Here is a 15,493-nt window from a genome sequence, read left to right on the forward strand (position 1 = left end):
GAGAACAGCAATGATTGAAACCTTCTATCAAGCCGGATCGCAGCTGTTTGGCGGTCTTTCCCCGCTGATCTGGCCGGTGCTCTGGAACCTGATCAAGATCATCGCGCTGGTCGCGCCCTTGATGATTTGCGTGGCTTACCTGACCTTGTGGGAGCGCAAGGCGATTGGCTGGACGCAAATCCGCCCCGGTCCGAATCGGGTCGGCCCCTACGGTCTGCTGACCCCGATTGCCGATGCGGTCAAACTGATTTTCAAGGAAATCATCGTCCCGACGGCCGCCAACAAGGGCTTGTTCTTCCTTGGCCCCATCATGACCATCATGCCGGCCCTGGCCGCTTGGGTTGTGATCCCGTTTGGTCCCGATGTGGCGCTGGCCAATATCAATGCCGGCTTGCTGTTTCTGATGGCCATCACCTCCCTGGAGGTCTACGGCGTCATCATCGCCGGCTGGGCTTCGAACTCGAAGTACGCCTTCCTCGGCGCGCTGCGTGCATCGGCACAGATGGTCAGTTATGAAATCCCGATGGGTTTTGCCCTGGTGATCGTGCTGATGGTCAGCGGTAGCTTGAATATGAGCGATATCGTGATGGGTCAGGGCAAGGGCCAGTTCGCCGATATGGGCCTGTCCTTCCTGTCCTGGAACTGGTTGCCCTTGCTGCCTATCTTTCTGGTCTATTTCATCTCTGGCTTGGCAGAAACCAATCGGCACCCGTTTGACGTGGTGGAAGGTGAGTCCGAAATCGTGGCCGGGCATATGGTCGAGTATTCGGGCATGTCGTTTGCGATGTTCTTCCTGGCCGAGTACGCCAATATGTGGTTGGTGTCCATCCTGACGGTCACCTTCTTCCTCGGCGGCTGGTTGTCCCCCTTCGCGGCGCTTGACTTCATTCCTGGTTGGATTTGGCTGGGTGCCAAGACCTTCGCCGTCGTCACCATGTTCCTTTGGATTCGCGCCAGCTTCCCGCGCTATCGCTATGACCAGATCATGCGTTTGGGCTGGAAGATCTTTATTCCCGTGACTCTGGTCTGGCTGCTCGTCGTCGGCTTCTGGATTCAGTCGCCTTACAACATCTGGAAGTGATGAGGCCGCCCCATGTCTGCAGTTAGCTTCATCAAGAGCTTTATGCTCATCGAGCTGTTCAAGGGCCTGGCCCTGACCGGCCGGCATTTCCTGTCCCGCAATATCACGGTGCAGTTCCCCGAAGAGAAGACGCCGTTGTCGCCGCGCTTTCGTGGCCTGCACGCCTTGCGCCGCTACGAGAACGGCGAAGAGCGCTGCATCGCCTGCAAGCTGTGCGAGGCGGTCTGCCCGGCGATGGCGATCACGATCGAGTCCGAGGTCAGGGATGACGGCTCGCGCCGCACCAGCCGCTACGACATCGACCTGACCAAGTGCATCTTCTGCGGTTTTTGCGAAGAGAGCTGCCCGGTCGACTCGATTGTCGAGACCAGCATTTTTGAATACCACGGCGAGAAACGTGGCGATCTGTACTTCACCAAGGACATGCTCCTGGCCGTTGGCGATCGTTTCGAGCCCGAGATCGCTGCCCAAAAGGAGGCCGACGCCAAGTACCGCTGAGGGGAAGTGTTCTGACCCTTGGTCGGACCGCAAACCTTAAGCCTGCTTGCAGGAAGACGCATGGAAATTACGACTGCCTTGTTTTACATCTTCTCAGCCGTGCTGCTGGGCGCTTCGTTCCGGGTCATCACCGCGCGTAGCACCGTGCATGCTGCGCTGTTTTTGATCCTGGCGTTTTTCACCGCATCTTGTATTTGGATGCTGTTGAAGGCCGAATTCTTGGCTATAGCCTTGGTGCTGGTCTATATCGGCGCAGTGATGGTGCTGTTCTTGTTTGTCGTGATGATGTTGGACATCAATTCCGACGGCGTGCGCGACGGCTTTTGGAAGCACTTGCCGCTGGGTGGCTTTGTCGGCGCAGTGATCGCGCTGGAAATGGCTGCGATCCTGATGGGGGGCTTCCGTTTGAGCAGCGCGCCGGAGTTGAGCGCGGCTGAATTGCAGATGGGCAACACCAAGGTGCTGGGTATCGCGATTTATACGCAGTACCTGTACCCGCTTGAAATCGCCGCGATTTTGTTGCTGGTGGCCATCATCGCAGCCATCGCGTTGACGCTGCGCAGCCGCAAGGATGCGCGCACGCAAGATCCGTCGGAGCAGGTCAAGGTCAAAAAGGCCGACCGACTGCGCATCGTCAAGGTGGCTCCCACGGTTGAAGTGATTGCCAGCGCCGAAGCCGCGGGCGAGCCAGGAGTAGTGAAGCCATGATGACATTGACGCTGGGCCATTTCTTGACGCTGGGGGCGATGCTGTTTGCGATCGCCGTCGTCGGCATCTTCATGAACCGCAAAAACCTGATCGTGCTCTTGATGGCGATCGAACTGATGCTCTTGGCTGTGAATATGAATTTCGTGGCTTTTTCTCACTATCTGGGTGATGTCGCTGGTCAGGTCTTTGTGTTCTTCATCCTGACCGTGGCGGCAGCCGAGTCGGCGATTGGCCTGGCCATTCTCGTCGTGCTGTTCCGCAACCGCGCCACCATCAATGTCGAAGAACTCGACGCGCTGAAGGGCTGACCGCGATATGTCTGCACAACTTTCACAGAATATGCTTTTGGCGGTGCCCTTGGCGCCGCTGGTAGGCGCCGTTGCGGCCGGTTTCTTCGGCAAGCAAATCGGCCGTGCCGGCGCGCACACCGTCACCATTCTTGGCGTCCTGATCGCCTTCATTCTCTCGGCAATCACACTGAACGCGGTCGCCAATGAAGGTGCGCGCTTCAACCAGACCATTTACGAATGGATGGTGGTCGGTGGCCTGAAGATGGAAGTCGGTTTCCTGGTCGACGGCCTGACCGCGATGATGATGTGCGTAGTGACCTTTGTGTCGCTGATGGTGCACATCTACACCATCGGCTATATGTCGGAAGACCCTGGCTATCAGCGCTTCTTCAGCTACATCTCCCTGTTTACCTTCAGCATGTTGATGCTGGTGATGAGCAACAATATGCTGCAGCTGTTCTTCGGCTGGGAGGCCGTGGGTCTGGTCAGTTACTTGCTGATCGGCTTCTGGTACACCAAGCCGACGGCCATCTTTGCCAATATGAAAGCCTTCTTGGTCAACCGAGTCGGTGACTTCGGCTTCATCCTGGGCATCGGCCTGATGGTTGCGCACAGCGGCTCTTTGAACTACGCCGAGGTGTTCGCCAAGGCGGACGACTTGGCCAAAATCGGCTTCAACGCGCCTTTGTGGGGCAGTGACTGGATGATGCTGTCGGTTGCCTGCATCTGCTTGTTCATCGGCGCGATGGGCAAGAGCGCTCAGTTCCCGCTGCATGTCTGGCTGCCCGATTCGATGGAAGGCCCGACACCAATTTCCGCGCTGATCCACGCCGCCACGATGGTGACGGCCGGTATCTTCATGGTCGCGCGTATGAGCCCGCTGTTCGAGCTATCGGACACCGCCTTGAACTTCGTGCTGGTGATCGGTGCCATCACCGCCTTGTTCATGGGTTTCTTGGGCATTATCCAGAACGACATCAAGCGCGTGGTCGCCTACTCGACTTTGTCGCAGCTGGGCTATATGACGGTGGCTTTGGGTGCCTCGGCCTACTCGGTGGCCGTCTTCCACTTGATGACCCATGCCTTCTTCAAGGCGCTGCTATTCCTCGGCGCTGGCTCTGTGATCATCGGTATGCACCATGACCAGGACATCCGCAATATGGGTGGGCTGCGCAAGTACATGCCTATCACCTGGATCACTTCCTTGCTGGGTTCCTTGGCGCTGATCGGCACGCCGCTGTTCGCCGGCTTCTACTCCAAGGACAGCATCATCGAGGCCGTGCACGCCAGCCATCTGCCTGCCGCACCTTATGCCTATGCCGCCGTCATCATCGGCGTCTTCGTGACGGCCTTCTACTCCTTCCGCATGTACTTCCTGGTCTTTCACGGCAAGGAAAACTTCCGCCACAAGCCTTTCCCCGGCGAACATGATCACCATGACGACCACGGTCACCATGAGCCCCATGTCCCACATGAGTCGCCTTGGGTGGTGACTGCGCCGCTGGTCTTGTTGGCCATCCCTTCGGTGGTGATCGGTTACCTAGCGATTGGGCCCATGCTATTCGGTGATTTCTTCAAGGATGCGATCTTCGTCAACCACGAGATTCATCATGCGATGGAAGAGTTGGCTCATGAATTCCATGGCGCGGCAGCGATGGCGATGCACGGCCTGAGTAGCTTGCCGTTCTGGTTGGCTCTGGGCGGTGTCGTTACGGCCTATGTGTTCTACATGGTTGCACCCGGCATACCGAAGACGATTGGCCGCGTTTTGTCACCGGTCGTCAATGTGCTGGAGAACAAGTACTACCTCGACTGGTTCAACGAGAACGTGTTGGCCAAGGCCGCACGCGGTTTGGGCTTGGCCTTCTGGAAGGGCGGCGACGGCGCGCTGATTGACGGTGTGTTGATCAACGGCTCGGCCCGCACGGTGGGTCGCCTCGCAGGTGTGGTTCGTTTGGTGCAGACCGGTCATTTGTACTGGTATGCCTTGGTGATGATTCTGGGCGTGCTCGGTTTGATGACGTGGCAGCTGTGGCCGTTTATATGGCCCCAATTCAAGACCCTGGCTGGTCTTTGATCAAGGGCGGAGATCTTATGTTGCTTAGTCTTGCCATTTTCCTACCCATCGCCAGCGGCCTGCTCTTGCTCGCCCTGGGCCGTGACGACCAAGTCAAGATGGTGCGTTGGTTCGCCTTGCTTGCAGCCTTGGCCTGCTTTGCCATCACGCTGCCCTTGATCAGCGGTTTCGATCACACAACCGCAGCGATGCAGTTTGTCGAGAACCAGCCCTGGATCGAGCGCTTCAATGTGCGCTATCACCTTGGCCTTGACGGTATTTCGATGTGGTTTGTTCCGCTGACGGCCTTCATCACCGTCATCGTCGTGATTGCGGCTTGGGAAGTGATCGAGTCGCGCGTCAATCAATACATGGGCGCCTTCCTGATTCTGTCGGGTCTGATGATTGGTGTGTTCGCGGCATTGGACGGTTTGCTGTTCTATGTGTTCTTTGAAGCAACGCTGATCCCGATGTACATCATCATCGGCGTCTGGGGCGGCCCTAAGCGCGTCTATGCGGCGTTCAAGTTTTTCTTGTACACGCTGGCCGGCTCCTTGTTGATGCTGATCGCGCTGCTGTATTTGTACTTCCAGTCGGGCGGGTCGTTCGACATCCTGACCTGGCACAAGTTGCCGCTGACCGGCGGGGCGCAAACACTGTTGTTCTTTGCCTTCTTGGCTGCCTTCTCGGTCAAGGTGCCGATGTGGCCGGTGCACACTTGGTTGCCTGACGCGCACGTTGAGGCGCCCACCGGCGGCTCGGTCGTGCTGGCTGCCATCATGCTCAAGCTTGGTGCCTACGGTTTCCTGCGTCTGTCAATGCCTATCGCCCCGGACGCGGCGCATCAATGGTCTTGGTTGATCATTGCAATGTCGCTGATCGGTGTGGTCTATATCGGCTTGGTCGCGCTGGTGCAGCAAGACATGAAGAAGCTGGTGGCCTATTCCTCGATTGCACACATGGGCTTTGTGACCCTGGGCTTCTTCATCTTTAACCAACTCGGTGTTGCCGGCGGCTTGGTGCAGATGATCTCGCACGGCTTCGTCTCCGGCGCGATGTTCTTGTCGATCGGCGTGCTGTACGACCGGGTGCATTCCCGCGAAATTTCCAGTTATGGCGGTGTCGTGAATACCATGCCCAAGTTCGCTGCCTTTGCGCTCTTCTTTGCCATGGCCAATTGCGGTTTGCCCGCCACGGCCGGCTTCGTTGGCGAGTGGATGGTAATTCTGGGCGCTGTGCAGTACAGCTTCTGGATCGGCGCAATTGCCGCAACCGCCTTGATTTTTGGCGCAGCCTACTCGCTGTGGATGTACAAGCGCGTTTATTTCGGCCCGGTCACCAATGACAACGTCAAGACCCTGCAAGACCTCAACGCACGTGAGTTCCTGATGATGGCGGTATTGGCGATTGCGGTCTTGTGGATGGGTCTCTATCCGAAGCCATTTACCGATGTGATGCAGGTATCAGTGACCGAGTTGCTCAAGCATGTGGCAACTTCCAAGCTGATCCCCGGTTGATTCTTAGGGCCACTGACAAATGAATAATATGAACTGGCTCGCGGTTTATCCCGAAGTTGCACTGCTCTTGATGGCCAGCGCCATCGCCATGCTGGACCTGTTTGTAAAGGATCCGGCCCGCCGCCCGACCTACTGGTTGACTCAGCTGACGCTTGCCGTCGTGGCTGGCGTCCACTGGGTCTATTTCCAAGATGGCCAAACCGTCTATGCCATGCAGGGCATGGTGGTGTCCGACCCGATGGGGCATTTGCTGGCTTTCTGTGCTTGTGTCGCAACCATCGTCACACTGGTCTACGCCCGGCCCTATGCGGCGTCCAGAGAGTTACTCAAGGGTGAGCTGTTCAGTCTGACCTTGTTCTCCTTGCTGGGCATTTGCGTGATGCTGTCGGCCAATAATTTCCTGGTGATCTATCTGGGCCTGGAACTGATGAGCTTGTCGCTCTATGCCTTGGTGGCTTTGCGGCGCGACCATTTGCTCTCGACCGAAGCGGCGATGAAGTATTTTGTGCTCGGCGCCTTGGCCAGCGGTTTCTTGCTTTACGGTTTGTCGATGATGTATGGCGCGACGGGTTCCTTGTCCATCCCGCAAGTGTTTGATGTGATCAGCATCGGTGTGCCGAACAAGTCGGTATTGATCTTCGGTACGGTTTTTGTGGTGGCCGGTTTAGGCTTCAAACTTGGCGCGGCGCCCTTCCATATGTGGGTGCCTGACGTGTACCAGGGTTCGCCCACTGGCGTCACCTTGCTGATCGCCGCAGCGCCAAAGTTGGCGGCCTTTGCCATCACGGTCCGCCTGCTGGTCGAAGGCATGATGGGCCTGGCGGTGGACTGGCAGCAGATGCTGATCGTGCTGGCCCTGACTTCGCTCTTCGTCGGTAACTTTGTGGCGATTGCGCAGACCAATTTGAAGCGCATGTTGGCCTATTCGACCATCGCTCAAATGGGCTTTATGTTGCTCGGCCTGGCTTCGGGTGTTGTCAATGACAACACCTTGTCGGCTGCCAACGCCTACAGCTCGGCGATGTATTACGTGATCGTTTATGTGATGACCACGCTGGGTACCTTCGGCATGATTTTGCTTTTGTCCCGCCAAGGGCACGAGGCAGAAGAGATCAGCGATTTGGCCGGCCTGGCCAAGCGCAGCCCCTGGTACGCAACCGTGATGACGATCTTCATGCTGTCGCTCGCCGGTGTGCCGCCGACCGCTGGTTTTTATGCCAAGTTTTCGATCTTGCAGGCCTTGATCGGCACCCATGTGATGGGCTACACGGCGCTGGCCGTGGTCGCTGTGGCGGTGTCCTTGATCGGTGCTTACTACTATCTGCGCGTGATCAAGGTGATGTTCTTCGATGAGCCGACCGACCGCGCGCCACTGAGTGCCCCGACCGACGTGCGCATGGTGATGTCTTTGAACGGCGCCGCCGTGTTGATTTTCGGCATTTTGCCAGGCGGTTTGATGGCGCTTTGTGCCTCAGCCATCGTCAAAACCTTGGCGACTTGAGTCCGTAGAGCTAGTGCCCAATGGACTCTGAAGCAGCCGTCTGGCTGGTGTTGTTCGCAGCCGCCGTGGCTGCCAATCTGCCGTATTTCAGTCACCGTGTCTTGTTGCTTGGCCCGCTCAAGCGCCCCAAGCCGGTCGGCTGGCGCTTGCTGGAGTTGGCCTTGTTGGCCTGTTTGACCTTGGCCCTCGGTTTCGCCCTGGAGGCCAAGATCGGTCAACGCCACTCACAGGGCTGGGAGTTTTACGGCGCGGCGCTTTGCCTTTTCATCACGCTGGGTTTCCCCGGTTTCGTATGGTGCTATTTGCGCCGAGGTCGGCATGAGGCCTGAGATAGACAAGACCGACGACGCTCATCTGCGCGAGCATTGCCTGCAATCTGCATCGGTCTACCAAGGCAGCTTTTTGAAGGTCAAACGCGATATCGTGCGCTTGCCCGACGGCAGCGAAGCCAGTCGTGAGTACATCGTCCATCCCGGCGCGGTGATGATCGTGCCGATCTTGGACGATGGCCGCCTGCTGCTTGAGCGGCAATATCGCTATCCGATGGGACGCGTGATGTTGGAGTTTCCCGCCGGCAAACTTGATGCGGGTGAGCTGCCACTGCGCTGTGCGCAGCGCGAGTTGTTGGAGGAAACCGGCTATAGCGCCACCCATTGGGCGCATGCCGGTGTCTTGCACAATGCGATCGCCTACTCGGACGAAGGCATTGAAATCTTCTTCGCCAAGGGACTGACGCCTGGTCAGCAGTCGCTGGATGCTGGCGAGTTCTTGGACATCGCCACGCACAGCACGGCCGAGCTCGACGCCTTCGCCGCCTCAGGCGCCATGACCGATGCCAAGACCTTGATTGGCCTTCTTTGGCTGACGCGTTGGCAGCGGGGCGAATGGGCGCTCGATTGGCTTTCGCCTCAGCCCGGCAATTGATCAGCGATGTTGGTTCTGAACCTGAAGTGCGGCCAAGAGCATGGCTTTGAAGCTTGGTTCGGCTCGGCGGCGGATTTTGAGTCACAGCTGCAGCGGGATTTGATCAGCTGCCCGATTTGCGCCGATATCAGAATCTCGCGCATGCCCAGTGCGCCGCATCTGAATGTCTCCCATCTGCGCGGCAAGCCGGTAGAGCCAAGTACGGCCAAACCGTCGACACCGACGTCCCAGTCCCGCCATGCTGACTCCTACGGCCGCATACTTGCGGCCGCCGCGACGGTGCTGGCCAATACCGAAGATGTCGGCGAGCGCTTCGCCGAGGAAGCCCGCCGCATCCACTACGGCGAGACCGAGGCCCATGGCATTCGGGGTCAAGCCAGCATGGCCGAGGTGGCCGAATTGGTCGAAGAGGGCATCTCTGTCTTGCCTGTGTTGCTGCCGCCGGCCTTGAAGGGGCCAATTCAGTAGGCTGCAGCTCGGCGAAAGCGGGCCCATTTGGCATGACGTTTGGATCCGTCCAAGTTGTCGTTTATGCTGGCGCGCTGTCTTTTTTGATTTTTATCAACATATCCAATCGGAGTCCGTCAGATGACGCGTCCATTTCAGAGCGCCGTGCGTGCCGTTCCTGCCCTGCTGACCCTTGTCATAGCTCTTGGATTGAGCGGCTGCGGCAAGGATGGCGGCAAGAAGGACAGCGCCGCCGATGCGGCAAAGTCCGATATTGCGCTGCTGATCGCCCCGGAAGACCAACTCACCATGAGCTTGGCTGATTTTGCCTCCGGCCCTGTCATCACCGGCTCGATTCAGCCCGAGAAGCGCGCCGATTTGCGTGCTGAGGTGTCGGCCGTGGTGCTGCAGGTGTTGAAGGAAAACGGCGAGGCGGTCAAGCGTGGTGATTTACTCGCGCGCCTGGACGACAGCTCGATTCGGGAGCAGCTGACCTCGGCCGACGAATCCGCTCGAGTCTCGGCGCAGTCGTTCGAGCAGGCCGAACGCCAATATCAGCGCCTCAAGACTTTGCAAGCGCAGGGCATGAGCTCCTTGCAAGCCACCGAGGACGCGGAGCAGCGACGCAATAACGCGCAAGGCGATCAGGTGGCGGCCAAGGCAAGGGCAGCGCAGGCACGTCAGCAGTTGCAGCGCACCGAGGTGCGGGCGCCATTTGATGGCATCCTCAGCGAGCGCAAGGTCTCGGCGGGTGACACGGCCTTGGTCGGTAAGGAGCTTTTCAAGGTGATGGACCCGCGCAGCATGCGTTTTGAGGGCCTAGTGTCGGCCGACCGCATGAGCGAACTCAAGCCGGGCCAAACCGTCAGCTTCAGCGTCAATGGGCTGGATGAAAAAGACTTCAGCGGCAAAATTCGCCGCATTGATGCAGCCGCCAACGCGACGACCCGACAGTTGGAGGTCTTGGTCGACTTCGCCCCGGGCAGCGCTCCCAAGGTCGCCGGCTTGTATGCCGAGGGCCGCGTCGAGACCGGCAGCGTCAGCACCTTGATGCTGCCGGACAGTGCCGTGCTGCGCGCCGGCGACGAGTCTTTTGCCTGGGTGATCAATGGTGATCTGTTGAAGAAAGCTGCGATCAAGCTCGGCGAGCGCGATGCCCGGCGTGGCGAATACGCGGTGCTCAGCGGCCTGAAGGCGGGTGATCGCATCCTGCGCAAGCCCGGTTCCAATTTGCAAGACGGCCAAAAAATTAAACAGGTGGCCTCGGCGCAGGCCAGCGTGCCGGCCGGTGCGGCCAATGCCGCGCTGGCCGCCTCAGCGGGGAAGTAAGCTATGTTTCTTTCCGATTTCAGCATCAAGAAGCCGATCGCCACGATCGTCATCATCATCTCGCTGATGTGTCTGGGTTTACTGGCACTGAAGAAACTGAAGGTCAATCAGATCCCGGACGTGCAAGAACCGGTCTTGGTGGTCGGCATCGCTTATCCGGGCGCGTCGCCCGAGACGGTCGAGCGCGAGGTGATCAACCGCATTGAAAAATCAATGCAGAGCATCTCCGGCGTTGACCGGGTGCGCTCCACGGCGTCTGAGGGTTATGCCCAGATCGTCTTGATCTTCAATTTCAACAAGAATTTGATCGAGGCGTCGGACGAGGTGCGCAACGCAATCGACACGGTGCGCTACAAGCTGCCGACCGAAATCCGCGAGCCGGTGGTGGAGCGCAATGACCCGGCGGCCGAGCCCATCATGCAGCTGGCTTTGTCAAGCAGCAAGCAAAGCCATGCCGAGATTTCGCGTATCGCCGAGGATCAACTCGCCGACAAGTTTCGCAGCATTCCTGGCGTTGCTGTCGTGTCGGTGAATGGCGGCCTAAAGCGAGAACTCAGCGTGCTGCTGCATGCCGAGAAATTGCGCGAGAACAATGTCTCCGTCACCGAGGTGGTGGCTGCCTTGCGTGCTCAGAACAGTACCGCACCGGTCGGCAAGGTGCGCGGCACCCTGGAGGATCAAAGCATTCGCCTGATTGGGCGGCTCGAGTCACCGGCCGACTTCAAGCAGATCGTGGTCAAGCGCCGCGGCAATGAGTTGGTGCGGCTTTCTCAGGTCGCCAGCATTGAGGACGGGTTTGCCGAAATCAGCCGCGTCAGCCTGCGCAATGGCAACCCCAATGTGGGCATCGCCGTGACCCGCTCCAAGGATGCCTCCACTGTCACCGTCGCCAACAAGGTCCGCAAGCTGGTCGAGGAGATCAACAAGACCTTGCCCGAAGGGGCCAAGCTCGAGGTCACGCAAGACGGCGGCAAAGACGCGCAGAACAGCCTCAACAATGTGATCGAGTCCCTGGTGCTCGGCGCTGGTTTGACGATTTTCGTGGTCTATGTGTTCCTGAATTCGTGGCGCTCGACGCTGATCACCGCCTTGGCGCTGCCGACCTCGGTTATCGCCGCTTTCATTGCCGTCTGGCTGGCCGGCTTCACCTTGAACTTCATGAGTTTGCTGGGCTTGTCGCTGGCGATCGGGGTCTTGATCGATGATGCCATCGTGGTGCGCGAGAACATCGTGCGCCATATGGAGCGTGGCTCGGACCGGCGCACCGCCGCACTTGAGGGCACGGCCGAAATCGGCTTGGCCGTTGCGTCGACCACCTTCGCCATCGTCGCGGTGTTCATCCCGGTGGCCTTTATGCCGGGCGTGTCGGGCGAATGGTTCCGACCCTTTGCCTTGACTGTCGTCGCCTCGGTGATGGTCAGTTTGTTTATCTCGTTCACGCTGGACCCGATGATGTCGGCCTACTGGGGTGATCCACCGAATCAACACCTGGCACCCAAGAATGCCTTGGGCCGATTCCTGGCCCGTTTCAATGATTGGTTTGACCACCAAACCGAACGTTATGGCCATGTCATTGCCTGGGCCTTGCATCACCGTATCTGGATGGCGGTGTTTGCGGTGCTGAGCTTGGTCGGTGCGATGACGCTGCAAGTCAAATTCGGCGGTTCCAGTTTCTTGCCCGTCACTGACTCCGGCATGGTGGCGGTTGAGGTTCGCACACCCGCGAGCGCCAGCTTGGAGTATTCACGCCTGAAGCTGGAGGCGGCGGCCCAATTGGCGCGCACGATGCCTGAGACCGTCGCGACCAACTCCAATGTCAACGTCGGTGGTGGACGTATCTATGTAGACATCGGTAAGAGCAATCAGCGTAAGCGGACGGCCACCGAGGTGGCCAACGATTTGCGCGAGAAGGTCAAAAGCCTGGTCGGCGCGGAATACGCCGTGTCAGATGATTTGAATGGTGGTGGACGCAAGCCGGTGCAAATCCGTTTCACCGGCACCGACTCGCGCAAATTGCTGGACATCACCAATGCCTTCATGGAGCAGATGCGTGGCATCAAGGGCGCGGTCGATGTGGGGCTGTCTGAGCAGGACCCGCAAGACGAATTGCAGATCGAGTTGAACCGTGGTTTGGCCAACACGCTGGGCATCTCGGTGACCGATGCTGCGCAAGCCTTGCGCGTGGCTTTTGCCGGTGTGGAAGTGGGTGACTGGGTTGATCCGGCCGGGGAGACCCGCGATGTGGCGGTGCGCTTGGCACCTGAAGACCGGGTCGACGCCAGCAATATCGAACGCCTACCGATTGCCGTCAGCGGCAGCAATGTGATGGTGCCGCTGGAGCAGATCGCCAAGGTCACCATGGGCAAGGGCCCGAGCAAGATCCAGCATGCCGACGGCAAGCGCACGATCGCGGTGGCCGCCAATGTGCAGGGCCGCTCACCCGGCGAGGTGACGGCCGACGCCGTCAAAATTGCCAAGGCGATCAACTTCCCCCCCGGCTACGGCCTGGAGTTGGAAGGCGACTCGCGCCAGCAAGAAGTGGTGTTCACTGAAATGGGCATCGCTTTGGTATCGGGGATTGGCCTGATGTATCTGGTGCTGGTGATGCAATTTGGTTCTTTCACCGCGCCGCTGGCGGTGATGTTGTCGCTGCCGCTGTCGCTGATCGGCGTTGTCTTGGCCTTGCTGCTGAGCAAGAGCACTTTGAACCTGATGAGTTTTATCGGCGTCATCATGCTGATGGGCTTGGTGGCCAAGAACGCGATTTTGTTGCTGGACGCCGCTCGGCAGTTGGAGGCTGAGGGCATGGACCGCGAGGAAGCCTTGATGACCGCCGGTCGCAAGCGCCTGCGGCCGATTCTGATGACCACTTTTGCATTGATCGCTGGCATGTTGCCGGTCGCGATTGGCTTGGGCGAGGGCAGTGAGTTCTACCGGCCGATGGCGGTGGCCATCATCGGCGGCACCATCACCTCGACTTTGCTGACGCTGCTGGTGATTCCGACCTTCTATGACAGCATCGAAATTGCACGTGACCGCATGTTCGCGAAGTTCCAGCGCAGATCGGCGCGCTGGAACGGCTTGGTCGCGTTTGTGATGACCTTTGTCGAGGCCATCCTGACCCTGATGTTTGTGCGCTTCGTCTGGCGCATGCTCGTCAAGGTGTGGGGCTTGGTGCGCGGTGGTGGCAAGCCTGCCGCTGCAGCCACCCAGGGCGCTGATTGAGCACTCAGGCCTCAGGCCAGAGGGCTGTGCCCTTCGTCAAGCTCAAACAGTCCTCAAGACTGTTTGAGTCCGGACTCAGAGTAGTCGGCCCGGATTCATCAAGCCCTGGGGATCCAGGGCTTTTTTGATGGCGCGCATCATGTGCAAGGCGACCGGGTCTTTGCGAGAGGCCAGCTCTTCGCGCTTCAATTGGCCGATGCCATGCTCGGCCGAAAATGAGCCGCCATGTAGGGCCACTGCGTCATAAACGGTTTTGTTGATGGCCGCTTCATGCTGGCTCAAAAAATCCTTGGCCGGCACGCCCTCGGGCGCTTGCACGTTGTAGTGCAGATTGCCGTCGCCGAGATGGCCAAAGTCAACCAGCCGCACGCCGGGGAAAGCCTGTAGCAAGGCTGCATCGGTGGTCGCTACAAAACCCGGGATTGCCGAGACGGGCAGGGCGATGTCGTGCTTGACGTTCAGCCCTTCTTGCGCCTGCGCCAGCGGAATCGACTCGCGCAAATGCCACATCGCCTGTGATTGCGCCTGGCTTGCCGCCACCGCCGCGTCGCTGATCACGCCGGCTTCCAAGGCGGCCTCCAGCAAGCTTTCAAACATGGCGCTGGCATGGGCTTCACTTTCGGTGTCTGACAGTTCCAGCAAGACCGTCCAGGGACTGAGGGCCAAGGCTTGCTGCAATTGCGGGAAATGTTTTTTCACCAAGCCCAGCGACACCGCGTTCATCACTTCAAAGCCACTCAGGCTTGCGCCGGCACGGCTTTGCGCCAGGACCAGCAATTGAACGGCCGCGTCCAATGAGTCGCATGCCGCCAGCGCCGTCGTTTGCGCCTTGGGGCAGGGGTAGAGTTTCAATGTGGCGGCGGTAATCACGCCCAGCGTGCCTTCGCTGCCGACAAAAAGGTGGCGCAGGTCGTAGCCGGTGTTGTCTTTGCGCAGGCCCGACAAACCGTGCCAGATTTCCCCGTCGGCTGTCACCACTTCAAGCCCTAAGCACAAATCACGTGCGTTGCCGTAACGCAATACCTGCGTGCCCCCGGCATTGCTGGCGAGGTTGCCGCCTATCGTGCAGGAGCCCTCCGAAGCCAGGCTCAAGGGGAAGAGCAAGCCTTGTTCTGCGGCTGCGTCTTGCGCCGCTTGCAGCACACAGCCGGCGTCGACCGTCATGGTCAGATTGGCCGCATCAATCGCCCGCACTTGCTTCATTCGGCACAAACTGAGCAGCAGTTGCTCGCCAGACGCATCGGGCGTCGAGCCGCCTACCAAGCCGGTGTTGCCGCCTTGCGGCACCAGGCCGACCCCGTAGGCCGCGCAGAGCTTGACGACGGCGGCCACTTGGGCCGTGTCGGCCGGTCTGGCAACCGCCAGCGCGCGACCTTCATAGCGGCGGCGCCAGTCCTGCTCGTAACTGCTGAGGTCGCCCTCGCACAGCAAACCGGCCTCGCCAAGGACGCCGCGCAGCGCTTGCAGAAATTCAGCCTGGCTGAGCATTGGCCGCTGCGGTGTGAGCTTTGGCCGCAGCCAGGCGCAGCCTGACCTGCATCGCGCAAGCGACAAAGATCAACACGCTCAAAAGTACCTCGGCAATGGCCAGCCACATGCCAATGCCGCTTTCACTGGCGGCGCGCACGGCACCTTCGGCAAAGTAGAGCCAGATCATCAGGCTGAGCCAGCGGAAGGTGTAGAGCCGGTAGCGCCACAAACCCGCCATGGGCACCAGCAAAGGCAGGGCCTTGATGGCCAGGGTGCCCCGGCCGGTCGGCGCCAACCAGAGCTCCCAGGCTACGCTCAAGAGAAAAAGGGCGATCAAGGCCGCGAGTGCCAGGTTGCGGGAAAACGCTTCGCGCGAGCTGGCTTGGGTGCGCAGCGGCTCAGCCGGGGAGGGCGGATTCTGGGAGTGAGAGGCAGACATGCTGGCAT

14 protein-coding genes are annotated in these 15,493 nt (G+C 59.3%); 12 read left to right on the forward strand and 2 right to left on the reverse strand.

Going from position 1 to position 15,493, the window contains the following annotated elements; translation table 11 throughout:
- Window positions 1–10: 10 nt before the first annotated feature.
- From nuoH to LNV09_RS17365, 12 genes are all read left to right on the forward strand, one after another.
- Window positions 11–1,081: an NADH-quinone oxidoreductase subunit NuoH gene (gene nuoH, locus LNV09_RS17310; RefSeq protein ID WP_263558315.1), complete on the forward strand. Its 1,071-nt coding sequence runs from the start codon at window positions 11–13 to the stop codon at window positions 1,079–1,081.
- A gap of 12 nt (window positions 1,082–1,093) precedes the next feature.
- Window positions 1,094–1,579: an NADH-quinone oxidoreductase subunit NuoI gene (nuoI, locus tag LNV09_RS17315; RefSeq protein WP_263535144.1), complete on the forward strand. Its 486-nt coding sequence runs from the start codon at window positions 1,094–1,096 to the stop codon at window positions 1,577–1,579.
- A gap of 60 nt (window positions 1,580–1,639) precedes the next feature.
- Entirely contained in the window at window positions 1,640–2,287 is a 648-nt protein-coding gene (locus LNV09_RS17320) for an NADH-quinone oxidoreductase subunit J (protein WP_263558316.1), read from the forward strand.
- Window positions 2,287–2,595, forward strand: a complete 309-nt coding sequence (gene nuoK, locus LNV09_RS17325) for an NADH-quinone oxidoreductase subunit NuoK (protein ID WP_263558385.1) — start codon at window positions 2,287–2,289, stop codon at window positions 2,593–2,595. Before LNV09_RS17320 ends, nuoK begins: the two co-directional genes overlap by 1 nt.
- A gap of 7 nt (window positions 2,596–2,602) precedes the next feature.
- The gene (nuoL, locus tag LNV09_RS17330; protein ID WP_263558317.1) at window positions 2,603–4,654 is read left to right on the forward strand and encodes an NADH-quinone oxidoreductase subunit L; all 2,052 of its coding nucleotides are present in this window, start codon (window positions 2,603–2,605) and stop codon (window positions 4,652–4,654) included.
- Window positions 4,655–4,671: 17 nt separating this feature from the next.
- Window positions 4,672–6,150: an NADH-quinone oxidoreductase subunit M gene (locus LNV09_RS17335; protein ID WP_263558318.1), complete on the forward strand. Its 1,479-nt coding sequence runs from the start codon at window positions 4,672–4,674 to the stop codon at window positions 6,148–6,150.
- A 19-nt stretch (window positions 6,151–6,169) separates the two neighbouring features.
- Window positions 6,170–7,651 carry an NADH-quinone oxidoreductase subunit NuoN gene (gene nuoN, locus LNV09_RS17340; protein WP_263558319.1) on the forward strand — a complete coding sequence of 494 codons (1,482 nt, stop codon included), beginning with the start codon at window positions 6,170–6,172 and terminating at the stop codon, window positions 7,649–7,651.
- 20 nt (window positions 7,652–7,671) lie between these two features.
- Window positions 7,672–7,980, forward strand: coding sequence for a DUF2818 family protein (locus LNV09_RS17345; protein WP_263558320.1), 309 nt, complete (start codon window positions 7,672–7,674; stop codon window positions 7,978–7,980).
- Complete coding sequence (locus LNV09_RS17350; protein ID WP_263558321.1) at window positions 7,970–8,575, forward strand: NUDIX domain-containing protein; 606 nt, start codon at window positions 7,970–7,972, stop codon at window positions 8,573–8,575. The genes LNV09_RS17345 and LNV09_RS17350 overlap by 11 nt, the downstream gene beginning before the upstream one ends.
- A 6-nt stretch (window positions 8,576–8,581) precedes the next feature.
- A complete protein-coding gene (locus LNV09_RS17355) occupies window positions 8,582–9,043 on the forward strand; it encodes a DUF1178 family protein (protein WP_263558322.1) in 462 nt (153 codons plus the stop codon).
- 120 nt (window positions 9,044–9,163) lie between these two features.
- Complete coding sequence (locus LNV09_RS17360) at window positions 9,164–10,351, forward strand: efflux RND transporter periplasmic adaptor subunit (protein ID WP_263558323.1); 1,188 nt, start codon at window positions 9,164–9,166, stop codon at window positions 10,349–10,351.
- Window positions 10,352–10,354: 3 nt separating this feature from the next.
- Complete coding sequence (locus LNV09_RS17365) at window positions 10,355–13,576, forward strand: efflux RND transporter permease subunit (RefSeq protein WP_263558324.1); 3,222 nt, start codon at window positions 10,355–10,357, stop codon at window positions 13,574–13,576.
- A 75-nt stretch (window positions 13,577–13,651) separates the two neighbouring features.
- Here LNV09_RS17365 and LNV09_RS17370 read toward each other — a convergent pair whose 3' ends face one another.
- Together LNV09_RS17370 and LNV09_RS17375 are read right to left on the reverse strand one after the other, a co-directional pair.
- A complete protein-coding gene (locus LNV09_RS17370; RefSeq protein ID WP_263558325.1) occupies window positions 13,652–15,064 on the reverse strand; it encodes an FAD-binding oxidoreductase in 1,413 nt (470 codons plus the stop codon).
- Entirely contained in the window at window positions 15,048–15,485 is a 438-nt protein-coding gene (locus LNV09_RS17375; protein ID WP_263558326.1) for a DUF2069 domain-containing protein, read from the reverse strand. The genes LNV09_RS17370 and LNV09_RS17375 overlap by 17 nt, the downstream gene beginning before the upstream one ends.
- Between the last annotated feature and the right edge of the window lie 8 nt (window positions 15,486–15,493).

It is taken from the genome of Paucibacter sp. B2R-40 (genome assembly GCF_025717555.1).
Taxonomy (GTDB): domain Bacteria; phylum Pseudomonadota; class Gammaproteobacteria; order Burkholderiales; family Burkholderiaceae_C; genus Paucibacter_A.